Source organism: Stappia sp. G46H5W, from assembly GCF_058448995.1.
Genome location: NZ_JBZFLL010000004.1, coordinates 531,568 through 544,110 on the forward strand (window position 1 = coordinate 531,568; position 12,543 = coordinate 544,110).

Genomic DNA, 12,543 nt, shown 5'->3' on the forward strand with positions numbered 1-12,543 from the left:
GGGAAAGGCCGGGTTCGCCCGGCCTTTTTTGCGTCTGGAGACAGGCGCCAGGGCCGATCCCTACAGCACCGCGCCGATCTGCCAGGGTACGAACTCGTGGTCGCCAAGGCCCAGGGCCTCCGACTTCGTCTGTTCGCCAGAGGCGGCGGCGATCAGCCGGTCGTGGATCTCGCGGCCCTTCTCGGCCAGCGAAACGCCCGTTTCCAGCACGTCTCCGGCATTGACGTCCATGTCCTCGCGCATCGCGCGGTAGAGCCGGTCGCTGGTGGCGATCTTCAAGGTCGGGGCGGGCTTGGAGCCGAAGGCGGAGCCGCGCCCGGTGGTGAAGGCGACGAGCTGGCAGCCGCCGGCGATCTGTCCCGTCGCCGAGACCGGATCGTAGCCCGGCGTGTCCATGAAGACGAGGCCCGGCCCCTTCACCTGTTCGCCATACCCGACCACCTCGTTCAGCGGCGTGGCGCCGGCCTTGGCAACAGCCCCCAGCGACTTTTCCAGGATGGTGGTGAGGCCTCCGGCCTTGTTGCCGGGGCTGGGGTTCTGGTCGAGCGAGGCGCCGTTTTTTGCCGCATAGTCCTCCCACCAGCGGATGCGCTCGATCAGGCGGTCGGCGACCTCTTGTGAGGCCGCGCGCGACAGAAGCAGCTGTTCGGCGCCGAAGATTTCCGGGGTCTCCGACAGGACGACCGTTGCGCCCTGCGCCACCAAGAGGTCGCAGGCGATGCCGAGCGCCGGATTTGCGGTTATCCCCGACCAGCCGTCTGACCCGCCGCATTGCAGACCGAGCTTCAGCGCCGAAACCGGCGTCGGCCGGCGGGCGGTGCGGTTCACCTCCGGCAACAGCTCGCGCACGGTCTCGACGATCCGCTCGATGGTGGCACGGGTGCCGCCGTTTTCCTGGATCGCAAGGCCGTGAAAGCGGGTCTCCGCGCCATCCGAGTAGAGCGCCTTCATCCGCGCCACCTGCATCACCTCGCAGCCGAGGCCGACGAAAACCGCAGCGCCGACATTGGGATGGGTCGCATGGCCCCACAGCACGCGCTGGAGAATCTCCCAGCCCGGGCCGCTCGACGACATGCCGCAACCGGTGCCGTGGGCGAAAGCGACGACGCCGTCGATGTTCGGCCAGTCGTCCAGCATGCCGGAGGCGTTGAGGATGTCGGCGGCCCGCCGCACCACTGTCGCCGAGCAGTTCACCGTGGCGACCAGCGCGATCATGTTGCGCGTGCCGGCGCGCCCGTCGGCGCGCTGGTAGCCGAGGAAGCTGCCCGCGATATCCCCGTCGTTGAGGCGCGGGATCGCGGCGCGCGCCTCGGCCAGCTTGTCGGAGATGCGGTAGGCGCGCTCGTGCTCGCCGATCTCGCAATTGTGCGAATGGATATGCTCGCCGGCGGCGATTGCGGCCGTGGCATAGCCGATCACCTGCCCGTATTTGACGACCGGCTCGCCCGCCCCGATCGGGCGGCGGGCGATCTTGTGCCCCGGCGCGACGGCGGCCGAAAGCGGCGCTCCCAACTCCAGCGGATCGCTGCCGGCCTCCGCGCGGGCGGCAAGCACCGCGACATTGTCGCGTTCCGAAAGGACGAGCGGCGGGCGGTCGGCAAGGCCGGTTGCGTTGTCAGGCATGACGGGTTCCAGGATGGGAGAGGGCCGTGATGACGCCGCGCAGTTCGGCAAGGCCGCGCATGCGTCCGATCAGAGGATAACCTGGATGGGTGTCGCGGTCGAAGTCCGACAACAGCGCGTGTCCATGGTCGGGGCGGAAGGGGATTTCCGCGTCCGCCCGGCCCTCGTCCCGGCGCCGGCGCTCCTCGGCCAGCAGCACGGCGGCGAGCGCCACCATGTCGGTGTCGCCGGCAAGGTGGGCGGCTTCCTCGAAGCTGCCGTCGGGCTCCTTCGCGACATTGCGCAGATGCGCGAAGTGGATGCGCGGGGCAAAACGCCGGGCAATCGCCGGCACGTCGTTTTCCGGATTGGCGCCGAGCGAGCCGGAGCACAGGGTCAGGCCGTTCGCCGTCGCCTCGTCCTGGTCGAGGATCCAGGCGATATCCTCCGCGTTCGAGACGATGCGCGGCAGGCCGAGGATGTCGCGCGGCGGGTCGTCCGGGTGGACGCACAGGCGCATGCCGAGTTCTGTCGCGGCCGGAACCACCTCCTTGAGAAAGCGGGCGAAATTCGCTCGCAGAGCGTTGGCGTCGATGCCGTCATACAGTGTCAGCGCCTGGCGCAGGGCCGGGATGTCGTAGCGGTCGTAGGCGCCGGGAAGCCCCGCCATGATCGATGCGACGAGGTCCTCGTGGGCGGCCGTATCGCTTGCCTGGAACCACTGGCGGGCGCGGTGGCGCACCTCCTCCGGGTAGTCGTCCTCGGCGCCTTCGCGCTCCAGCATGAACATTTCCAGCGCGCACATGCGCGCGGCATCGAAGCGCAGGCAGGTGCCGCCGCCCCGGACCGGGCTGGCAAGGTCGGTCCGCGTCCAGTCCAGCAGCGGCATGAAGTTGTAGCAGACGGTGAAGATGCCCTCGGCCGCAAGGTTCGCCAGCGACTGGCGGTAGTTGGCAAAGAGCGGGGCGAGGTCGCCCTCGCCGCGCTTGATGCGCTCGTGTACCGGCAGGCTCTCCACCACCTGCCATGAGAGGTCGAGGCCGCTGGCGGCGATCATCGCCTTGCGGGCGGCGATGGCCTTGCGGCTCCAGATCTCTCCGTAAGCGATCTCGTGCAGCGCGGTGACGATGCCCCGCGCGCCGGTCTGCGAAATCTCGTGAAGCCCGATGCGGTCGAGCGGTCCGTACCAGCGCCAGCTCTCAAGCATGACAGGCCTCGACCATTGCGCGGGCGCCCCGCTCGGCAAGACCCGCATGGGCCTCGGTGAGACTGGTTCGGAACGCGGTGTTGCCGGCAAGGCTTGCCGGAAAGATCTCGCGCAGCGCCAAGAGGGCGGCCACCTTCGCCGCCGAGCCTTCGGCCGCATCGCACAGGGCGCGCAGGCGCTCGGACATGGGATCGCGCACGTCGATGGATTTCCCCGAAAGATCGGTGCCGCCGACATAGGTCATCCAGGCGGCGACCGCGAGGATGAGGCCGGACATCGGCCGTCCGGCGGCAAGCCCTTCCTCCAGCTGTCCGAGGATGCGCTGCGGCAGTTTTTGCGAGCCGTCCATGGCGATTTGCCAGGTGCGGTGGCGGATCGCCGGATTGGCGTAGCGCTCCTTCAGCCGGGCGGCATAAGCAGCAAGGTCGACGCCTGGAGGTGGGGTGAGGCCCGGCAGGATTTCCTCGGCCCACAGGTGATCCAGAAAGGCCGAGAAGGCCGGATCCGCGACGGTGTCGGCGATGGTCTCGTGCCCGGCGAGATAGCCGAGATAGGCGAGCGAGCTGTGCGTGCCGTTGAGGCAGCGCAGCTTCATCAGCTCGTACGGGGCGACGTCCGCGACGAGTTCCGCACCGCTGGCGCCAAGGTCCGGCCGGTCGCCGTCGACGAAGTCGTCCTCGATCACCCACTGGCGGAACGGTTCGTGCAGGACCGGGCTCTCGTCGCGGCAGCCGATCAGGCGGGCGACATGGTCGAGATCGGCCGGGCTTGTCGCCGGCACGATGCGGTCGACCATGGTGGAGGGGAACCGCCCCTCGGCCGCGATCCACCGGGAAAGGGTCGGGTCGATCCGCTCGGCCAGCTCCAGCACCAGGCCGCGCAGCATCGCGCCGTTGTGGGGAAGGTTGTCGCAGGTCAGCACGGTGAAGGGCTTGATCCCCGCCGCGCGGCGGCGGGCGAGCGCGCGCACCAGGAAGCCGAGCGCCGAGGCGGGCCGTGCCGGATCGGCAAGATCGGCCGCGATGTCGGGATGCGTGAGCGACAGCCGGCCCGTCGCCGGCTCGTGGCAATAGCCCTTTTCGGTGACGGTGAGGGTGACGATCCGGGTGGCGGGGGCGGCCATCAGCGCGACCACCGCTTCCGGGTCTTCCGGCGCGACGAGGACGCCGGCCAGCACGTCGACGATGCGCGGCACCTCGCCGCCGGGGGCGAGCTCCAGCGCGGTATAGGCGAAGTCCTGCGGCGCCAGCCGGTCGCGCTGGTCGGGCCGCTTCAGCGAGACGCCGACAATTCCCCAGTCGCCGCCGGATGCGGCCATTGCCTCGGCGACATAGAGGGCGCCATGGGCGCGGAAGAAGGCGCCGAGGCCGAGATGGACGATGCCGGTGCCGGGGCGGGGGCCTTCGCGGCGCGGTTTCAGGCGGGGCAGGTCAGCGGGCAAGCCAGCCTCCATCGACAGGGATCACCGCGCCGTGCACGTAGCGGGCGGCCGGGGAGCAGAGAAAGACGGCGGTCCCGGCGATATCCTCGGGCGCACCCCAGTGGCCGGCCGGGATGCGGTCGAGGATCGCGGCGGAGCGGTCCGGATCCTCGCGCAGCGCCTTGGTGTTGTTGGTGGCGATGTAGCCCGGCGCGACGGCGTTGACGTTGATGCCTTTTGCCGCCCACTCGTTGGCGAGGATCTTGGTTATCCCCGCAACCCCGTGCTTGGCGGCGGTGTAGGACGGCACGCGGATGCCGCCCTGAAAGGACAGCATGGAGGCGATGTTGACGACCGCGCCGCCCTCGCCGCGCGCCAGCAGGTCGCGGGCGAAGGCCTGGGTGGTGAAGAACAGCGCCTTGAGATTGACGTCCATTACCGCGTCCCAGTCGTCTTCGGTGAAGTCGACGCTGTCCCCGCGGCGGATGATGCCGGCATTGTTGACGAGGATCGAATGGCCCGTGCCGGCGAAGACGTCGCGCGCCGCCATCGGATCGGCAAGATCGAGGGTCAGCGAGGAGGCGCTGCCGCCGGCAGCCTCGATCGCGGCGACGGTCTCAAGGCAGGAGCGGCGGCCGGCGCAGGTCACTTCGGCGCCGGCGGCGGCCAGCGCGAGGGCGATGGCCTGGCCGATGCCGGTATTGGCGCCGGTCACCAGCGCCTTGCGGCCGGAGAGCGAGAAGGAGGTGCTCATTTCATCTCCGCCATGCTGACGAAATCCATGTCCGTGTAGTCGACATTGTCCCCGGCCATCGCCCAGATGAACGTGTAGCTGCCGGTGCCCGCGCCCGAGTGGATCGACCAGGGCGGCGAGATGGCGGCTTCCTCATTGGCGACGATGAGGTGGCGGGTCTGCTGCGGCTCGCCCATCAGGTGCAGGACGCGCTGATCCTCCGTCATGTCGAAGTAGAGATAGGCTTCCATCCGCCGGTCGTGGACGTGGGCCGGCATGGTGTTCCAGACCGAGCCGTCCTCCAGCGTGGTGTAGCCGAGCACGAGCTGGCAGCTTTCCATCACCAGCGGATGGACGAACTGGTTGATGGTCCGCTTGTTGGAGGTCTCGGTGGCGCCGAGCTTCAGGCTGTTGGCCTCCGACAGGCGGATCAGCCGCGCGGGCAGGGTGCGGTGGGCCGGGGCGGAGGTGATGTAGAACCGCCCGCCGCCGGAGAAGGTGACCGGTCCCGCACCCATGCCGAGATAGAGCACGTCGCCGCGCTCCAGCGTCCAGCCTCCCTCTTGCGTGGACACCTCGCCGGTGGCGCCGATATTGACCACGGCCATCTCGCGCCGCTCCAGGAAGGTGGCGGTGCGGGTCTCCTCGACCTTGTCGAGGGTGAGGGTGCCGGTGCCCGGCACCGCGCCGCCCAGCACGAAGCGGTCGTAATGGGTGTAGACGAGGCGGATCTCGCCGTCGCGGAACAGGCCTCCGGCATGGAAGTGGCGGCGCAGCTCGTCCGTGTCCATGCCCTTGGCATGGTCCTGGTGGACGGCGTGGCGGGTCTCGACGCTCAGCATGGCGGCTCCTTGAAGGGGTGGGTTTCGGGATCAGAGGAAATCGTCGCGGCGCGGCGTGAAGCCGTCGATCAGGCGCCCTGCCTCAAGGCAGCGGCAGCCGTGCACCGCGTTGGAGGGGATGACGAAACTGTCCCCGGGGCCGACCTCGAACTCCTCCCCGTCCAGCGAGAAGACGAAGCGGCCGCTTTCCACATAGGTCGACTGGATGTGCGGATGGTTATGCAGCGGGCCTTCCGCGCCGGCTTCGAAGGTGAAGGCGACGACCATCAGCTGCGGACTGTCGGCGACGACGCGGCGGGTGACGCCGGGGCCGGTGGCGACTTCCGGAAAGGCGGCAAGGGGAGACATGGACGGGCTCCGATGTGATCAGTGGAACAGCGAGGGCAGCCAGAGCGACAGCGCCGGCACATAGGTGACGAGCAGCAGGGTCCCGACGGCGGCGAAGTAGAAGGGCCAGATCGTGCGGACGGCATCCCAGACGGTGATCCGCCCGACGGCGCAGCCGACGAAGAGCACCGCGCCGACCGGCGGGGTACAAAGGCCGATGCCGAGGTTGAGGATCAGGATGACGCCGAAATGGACCGGGTCGACGCCGAACGCCTGGGCAACGGGCAGGAAGATCGGCGTGGTGATGACGATCAGCGGCGACATGTCCATGAACGTGCCGAGGATCAGCAGGATCACGTTGATCAGCAAGAGCACCAGAAGCGGGTTCTGCGAGACGTCCTGCATGACGGCGACGAGCGTCGCGGGTACGCGCAGAACGGCGAGCAGCCAGCCGAACGAGGCGGCACAGCCGATCACAAGCAGCACCATGGCGGTGGTGCGCACCGCGGCGGTCGTCGCCAGCACGAAGTTCTGCCAGTGCATGGTGCGGTAGGCGACGGCGGTGATGAAGAGCGCGTAGACGACCGCGATGCAGGAGCTTTCCGAGGCGGTGAAGATGCCGGAGCGCACGCCGCCGAAGATGATGGCGATCAGCAGGATGCCGGGGGTCGCGTTGATCAGCAGGTGGCCGACAATGCCCCAGCCCTGGAACGGATCGATGGGGTAGTTGCGCTTCTTGGCGACGTACCAGGCCGCGAACATGAGCGACAGCGCCAGCAGCAGCCCCGGCAGGATGCCGGCGGTGAACAGGTCGGCGATGGAGATGCGCCCGCCAGCGGAGATCGAATAGATGATCATGTTGTGCGAGGGCGGCAGCATCAACGCGATGATCGAGGAGACGACCGTGACGTTGACGCCGTAGTCGACGTCGTAGCCGCGCGCCTTCATCTGCGGGATCATCAGGCCGCCGATCGCAGAGGCGTCGGCCGCGGCGGAGCCCGAAATGCCGCCGAAAAGCACTGAGGCGGTGATGTTGACCTGGCCGAGGCCGCCGCGCAGGTGGCCGACCAGGGCGCCGGCGAGCGCCACCAGCCGGCGGGCGATATCCCCGCGCACCATCAGCTCGCCGGCATAGATGAAGAAGGGGATCGCCATCAGCGCGAAGACCGAGACGCCGGAGTTCAACCGCTGGAACACGACCACCGGCGGCAGGCCCATATAGGCGATGGTGGCGAAGGACGAGACGCCGAGGCAGAAGGCGACGGGCGTGCCGATCAGCAGCAGGACGGTGAAGGTGCCGAAGAGGATCAACAGTTCCATCTCTCAATCCTCCAGTTCGGTTTCGCCGAAGCGGGCGGTCGGCAGGCCGGCGGCGCGGCGGGCGAGGCGCTCAAGCGAGAAGAGGACGATGAGGATCCCGCCGCCGACGAGGGGCAGGAAGTCGAACGCACCGGAAATGCCGAGCGAGGGCAGCTTGTTGCCGGCGGTCTTGGCGGCGAGTTCGGCCCCGTACCAGACCATGCCCGCGCCGAAGGCGATGACCACGGCGTCCGAGATCGAATGCAGCGCCAGCTTGACCTTCAGCGGCAGCACGTAGAGCAGCACGTCGAAGGACAGGTGATAGCCCTCGCGGATGCCGACGGCAGCGCCCAGGAAGATGAACCAGCCCATCAGCATCACCGAGGCGGGCTCCGTCCAGGACTGGCTGTCGTTGAGCGCGTAGCGCCAGAAGACCTGGACCGAAATGAATGCGGTCATCAGCACGAGGCCCGTGCCCGACAGCCACAGGGCGATGCGGCCCAGGGTGCCCGTGATCCGCGCGATGTCGCGCATTGTCCCTTGCAAGATGCGTCCTCCCGGCAAGAAGAAACCCGCGGCGGACCGGCCGCCGCGGGTTCGAGGTCAGGCAGGGATCACTCGGTCGCCTGGATGCGGGCGACGAGGTCCTTCAGCTTGTCGGAGGTCACGTATTTCTCGTAGACCGGCTTCATCGCCTCGATGAAGGGCGTCTTGTCGATCTCGCTGACGATCTTGACGCCGGCCTCGCGGACCTTGGCCTCGGAGGCGGCCTCGCGCTCGGCCCACAGCTTGCGCATGTGCGGGACGGAGTCCTTGGCAGCCTGACGGATCAAGGCCTGGTCCTCGGCCGAGAGCTTGTCCCAGCTCTTCTTCGACATGACCAGGACTTCCGGCACGATCAGGTGCTCGTCGAGCGTGTAGTAGCCGGCGACCTCGAAGTGGCCGGAGCTCTCGAAGGACGGCCAGTTGTTCTCGGCGCCGTCGATGACGCCGGTCTGGATCGAGGAATAGACCTCGCCATAGGGCATCGGCGTCGCGTTGGCGCCGAGCGCGTTGACCATGTCGACGAACAGGTCCGACTGCATCACGCGGAACTTCATGCCCGACAGGTCGGCCATGTTCTCGACCGGCTTCTGGCGGTTGTAGAAGGAGCGCGAGCCGGCGTCGTAGAAGACCAGGCCGACGAGATCATGGTCGGAGAACGCGTCGAGGATCTCCTGGCCGATCGGACCGTCCATCACCTTGTGCATGTGGTCGACGGAGCGGAAGATGTAGGGCAGCGAGGGAACCTGGGTCTCCTCGATGATGTTGTTGAACGGCCCGAGCGAGACGCGGTTCATGTCGATCACGCCGAACTGCGTCTGCTCGATCGTGTCCTTCTCCTGGCCGAGCTGGGCCGAGTGGAACACCTCGATCTCGATGCGGCCGTTGGAGCGCTCCTTGACGAGCTCGCCGAGATACTTGACCGCCTCGACAGTCGGATACCCGTCCGGATGGGTGTCCGAGGATCGCAGGACGATGTCGGCCGCCTGCACCGTCATGGCGGAGGCGGCGAGCAGCCCGAAGGCTGCCGTCATGGTCTTCCAGTGTTTCATGTTCAGTTCCTCCCTAGAGCAGTTTCGGCCCGGTCACAGCCTGTAGGCGGCCTTGACCAGGGTGTAGGTGAGGTCGCGTGCGACCTCGTATGCCTCGCCCTCGCCGAGCCTCCCTGTGGCGACGAGTGTGGCAAGGAATGCCGCATCCGACCGCCGGGCCACGTCGTGGCGGGCGGGGATGGAACAGAAGGCGCGGGTGTCGTCGTTGAACCCCACGGTGTTGTAGAAACCGGCGGTTTCCGTCGCCATCTCGCGGAAACGGCGCATGCCCTCCGCGCTGTCGTGGAACCACCAGGGCGGACCGAGGCGCAGCACCGGATAGGCGCCGGCAAGGGGCGCCAGCTCGCGGGCGTAGGAGGTCTCGTCCAGGGTGAAGAGAATGATGGTGAGGCCGGGCTCGTGTCCGACCGCGTCGAGCAGCGGCTTGAGCGCGCGCACGTAGTCGGTGCGCGTCGGGACGTCGAAGCCCTTGTCGCGGCCGTGCCGGGCCATCACGGCAGGGGAATGGTTGCGGAAGGCGCCGGGGTGGATCTGCATCACCAGCCCGTCGTCGAGGCTCATGCGCGCCATCTCGGTCAGCATGTGGCCGCGGAACCGGTCGGCTTCCTCCGCCGTGCAGCGCCCGGCCAGCGCCTTGTCGAAGAGGCCTGCGGCCTCAGTCGGCGAAAGGTCCTCGGTGCGGGCGCTGGGCGCGCCGTGATCGGTCGAGGTGGCGCCGTGCTGCTTGAAGAAGGCCCGGCGGGCCCGGTGGGCGGCGAGATAGCCGTGCCAGCTCGTCGTGTCCTCGCCGGTGATCTCGCCGAGACGAGCGACGTTGGCGGCAAAGCCCTCGAACTCGGGATCGATGACCGCGTCCGGCCGATAAGCGGTGATGACCCGGCCGCCCCAGCCGCTGTCGCGGATCGTGCGGTGATGCTCCAGCGGGTCCAGCGCCGATTCCGTCGTGGCGATGACCTCGAGGTTGAACCGGTCGAACAGGGTACGCGGTCGGAATTCGGGGCGAGCGAGACAGTCGGCAATATGGTCGTAGATGCGCGTCGCGGTCTGCGGACCCAGCGGCTCGTCGATGCCGAAGACCTCCTGGAAGGCGTGGTTCAGCCAGAGCGCGGAGGGCGTGCCGCGGAACAGGTGGAAATTGTCGGCGAAGAGCTGCCAGATGCGGCGCGGATCGCGCTCGCTTGTCCCGCCGTCGACGCGGGGAACGCCGAGATCGGTCAGCGCGATGCCCTGCGAGCACAGCATGCGGAAGACGTAGTGATCCGGCACCACGAAAAGCTCGGCCGGGTCGGGGAACGGTTCGTTCAGCGCGAACCAGGCCGGGTCCGTATGGCCGTGGGGGCTGACGATCGGCAGGTCGCGGATGGTCCGGTAAATGTCGCGGGCAAGGCCGCGCGTGCGCGGCTCCACCGGAAACAGCCGGTCCTCGTCCAGTAGCGCCATTCGGATCCTCCCTGCCGGCCCTGTCGCGTTTGTCCGCGTCTCGTTCTTGGGGCTGGCGAACTAACTAGTAATCTAATATGTTAGTCTGCAAGTTGAGTCAACGCCCGCCGAAACGGGGGCGGCGAATTGTCAAACCGGGCGGCAGTCGCTAGGACGAGCCTCCCGGCAAATGCCGGAAAACCGGCGCGGACGGCACGTCCGGCAGCGCGGCGCCAAGGCCTCGTCCGATCTTGCGGGCGGGCTGCGGTGGTCGCAGGGAGGGCAGGTGGATGACGGAACAGATCAAGCTCAGGACGCTCGACATGTCGCGCGTGCCGTCCGTGACCGATCTGGTGTTTGCCGAACTCTACAATCGGGTGGTTGGCCTCGATCTTCTGCCCGGCACAAAGCTGTCGGAGGCGGAAGTCGCCAAGCAGATGGGGGTCAGCCGGCAGCCGGTGCGCGATGCCTTCTACCGGCTGTCGCAGCAGGGCTTCCTGCTGATTCGTCCGCAGCGCGCCACGGTGGTGACGCCGATCTCGGTGGAGGCGGTGCACCGTGCCCGCTTCATCCGCACCGCGCTCGAACTGGAGACGATGCGCGCGGCCATGGCCAACATGACCGAGGCGGAGATGGGCGAGCTGGAAGACATGATCGGCGAGCAGGAAAAGGCGGTGGATCGCGACGACCGGGCCGGCTTCCATGCGCTCGACGACAGTTTTCACAACCGCATCTGCGAGATCGCCGGGCAGGGGCACGTGTGGGCGCTGATCCGCGACCACAAGGCCCATATGGACCGGGTCCGCTACCTGTCGCTGGAGAACGGCGCCCGGCTGGCGCTGAACGACCACATCTCGATCTTGGCGGCGGTGCGTGACGGCGACCAGGACGGGGCGATCACGCGGATGCGGTCGCATCTGGCCCGTATCGCCGGCATCATCGACGATATTCGGGCCGCCCACGCAGACTATTTTGATCCCGACGAGGCCTGAGGAGAGGGTCGCGCCGGTCAGTCCGTCAGGTCATGCGGCCGCGCGCGGCGATATCGATCTGCTGAACGCTGCCGTCGGCGCCGAGCAGCCAGGCGCTGTCGAACAGGTTTGTCACCACGCAGCAATGGTTCGGCACGATGCGGACGCGGTCGCCGACGGCAAGGCTGCCGGCGGGGATATCGACCACCGCATGTTCCTCGCTGAGCGCTGCGATATGCGCATCCGGATGGCCGATGATGGTGCCGTGTCCGGTGAGGCCGAGCAGGTCTGAGGACAGCGCCTTGGAGCCGGCATCCAGCACCGCACGCGTCGGTGTCGGGCGGCTGACGACAGTGGCGTGCACGGTCAGGGCGCAGTCGTCGAGGGCGCAGGCGCCGCGCTCGACCAGCGAGCGGTCGTTGTAGATGTAGGTGCCGGCCCGGTACTCGGTGACGAGGTTGCGGGACCCGCCTTCCGCTTCCCCCGCATGCCACATGTCGGGCGAGCCGCCGCTGGAGATTTCCGGGCACTCGATGCCCCGCGCGGCGAGCAGGCCGAGCGCCTCGCCCATGAAACGCTCGACATTGCCGGCCTTGCCGGGGGCGGGGTAGGTCATCAGTCCGGCGAAGACGAGGCCGGGCGCAGCCGCGATGCGGGCGGCGAGATCTGCCGCTTCTTCGGGCGTCTGGACGCCGCAGCGTCCGGCGCCGGTATCGCATTCCACCATCACATGCAGCGTTGCCGCACCGTCCGCGAAGGCGGCGGCGAGGCCGTCCACCGTCGTCTGGCTGTCGGCGACGACGGCAAGGCGGGCGATGCGCCCGGCAAGCGCCTTCAGCCGCGCAAGCTTGGCCTCGCCAAGGATGTTGAAGGTGATGAGGATGTCGTCGATGCCGGCATCGGCCATGACCTCGGCTTCGCCGATCTTCTGGCAGGTGATGCCGCGCGCGCCGGCCTCGATCTGCGCCTTGGCGAAGCGCGGCAGCTTGTGCGTCTTGATATGCGGCCGGCTCTTGAGACCGAGCCGGTCGCAATGGGCCTGGAAGCGGGCGATGTTGGCGAGCGCAACCGCCTCGTCCAGCACGAGGGCGGGCGTTTCGGGCTGGAAGGGCGCGTCGGCGGTCATGG

The 12,543-nt window shown here is 68.1% G+C and carries 12 protein-coding genes; 1 reads left to right on the forward strand and 11 read right to left on the reverse strand.

Going from position 1 to position 12,543, the window contains the following annotated elements; translation table 11 throughout:
- Positions 1 to 60: 60 nt before the first annotated feature.
- From ACVJ6E_RS15315 to uxaC, 10 genes are all read right to left on the reverse strand, one after another.
- Positions 61 to 1,623: an altronate dehydratase family protein gene (locus ACVJ6E_RS15315; protein WP_120269335.1), complete on the reverse strand. Its 1,563-nt coding sequence runs from the start codon at positions 1,621 to 1,623 to the stop codon at positions 61 to 63.
- A complete protein-coding gene (gene uxuA / locus ACVJ6E_RS15320) occupies positions 1,616 to 2,809 on the reverse strand; it encodes a mannonate dehydratase (protein ID WP_120269334.1) in 1,194 nt (397 codons plus the stop codon). The genes ACVJ6E_RS15315 and uxuA overlap by 8 nt, the downstream gene beginning before the upstream one ends.
- Positions 2,802 to 4,250 carry a mannitol dehydrogenase family protein gene (locus ACVJ6E_RS15325; protein ID WP_491676480.1) on the reverse strand — a complete coding sequence of 483 codons (1,449 nt, stop codon included), beginning with the start codon at positions 4,248 to 4,250 and terminating at the stop codon, positions 2,802 to 2,804. The genes uxuA and ACVJ6E_RS15325 overlap by 8 nt, the downstream gene beginning before the upstream one ends.
- Positions 4,240 to 4,983: a 2-dehydro-3-deoxy-D-gluconate 5-dehydrogenase KduD gene (gene kduD / locus ACVJ6E_RS15330; RefSeq protein WP_120269332.1), complete on the reverse strand. Its 744-nt coding sequence runs from the start codon at positions 4,981 to 4,983 to the stop codon at positions 4,240 to 4,242. Before kduD ends, ACVJ6E_RS15325 begins: the two co-directional genes overlap by 11 nt.
- The gene (gene kduI, locus ACVJ6E_RS15335) at positions 4,980 to 5,804 is read right to left on the reverse strand and encodes a 5-dehydro-4-deoxy-D-glucuronate isomerase (protein WP_120269331.1); all 825 of its coding nucleotides are present in this window, start codon (positions 5,802 to 5,804) and stop codon (positions 4,980 to 4,982) included. The genes kduD and kduI overlap by 4 nt, the downstream gene beginning before the upstream one ends.
- A gap of 30 nt (positions 5,805 to 5,834) precedes the next feature.
- Positions 5,835 to 6,152 carry a cupin domain-containing protein gene (locus ACVJ6E_RS15340; protein WP_120269330.1) on the reverse strand — a complete coding sequence of 106 codons (318 nt, stop codon included), beginning with the start codon at positions 6,150 to 6,152 and terminating at the stop codon, positions 5,835 to 5,837.
- A gap of 18 nt (positions 6,153 to 6,170) precedes the next feature.
- Entirely contained in the window at positions 6,171 to 7,451 is a 1,281-nt protein-coding gene (locus ACVJ6E_RS15345) for a TRAP transporter large permease (RefSeq protein ID WP_120269329.1), read from the reverse strand.
- 3 nt (positions 7,452 to 7,454) lie between these two features.
- On the reverse strand, positions 7,455 to 7,964 hold the full coding sequence (locus tag ACVJ6E_RS15350; RefSeq protein ID WP_120269328.1) for a TRAP transporter small permease: 510 nt from the start codon (positions 7,962 to 7,964) through the stop codon (positions 7,455 to 7,457).
- A gap of 80 nt (positions 7,965 to 8,044) precedes the next feature.
- Positions 8,045 to 9,025 carry a TRAP transporter substrate-binding protein gene (locus tag ACVJ6E_RS15355; RefSeq protein ID WP_120269327.1) on the reverse strand — a complete coding sequence of 327 codons (981 nt, stop codon included), beginning with the start codon at positions 9,023 to 9,025 and terminating at the stop codon, positions 8,045 to 8,047.
- Positions 9,026 to 9,058: 33 nt separating this feature from the next.
- Positions 9,059 to 10,465 carry a glucuronate isomerase gene (gene uxaC / locus ACVJ6E_RS15360; RefSeq protein WP_120269326.1) on the reverse strand — a complete coding sequence of 469 codons (1,407 nt, stop codon included), beginning with the start codon at positions 10,463 to 10,465 and terminating at the stop codon, positions 9,059 to 9,061.
- A 269-nt stretch (positions 10,466 to 10,734) separates the two neighbouring features.
- Between uxaC and ACVJ6E_RS15365 the strand changes: the two genes are divergently transcribed.
- Positions 10,735 to 11,436, forward strand: coding sequence for a GntR family transcriptional regulator (locus ACVJ6E_RS15365; protein ID WP_067335758.1), 702 nt, complete (start codon positions 10,735 to 10,737; stop codon positions 11,434 to 11,436).
- 25 nt (positions 11,437 to 11,461) lie between these two features.
- Here ACVJ6E_RS15365 and ACVJ6E_RS15370 read toward each other — a convergent pair whose 3' ends face one another.
- Positions 11,462 to 12,541, reverse strand: coding sequence for an alanine racemase (locus ACVJ6E_RS15370; protein WP_120269325.1), 1,080 nt, complete (start codon positions 12,539 to 12,541; stop codon positions 11,462 to 11,464).
- Positions 12,542 to 12,543: the final 2 nt, after the last annotated feature.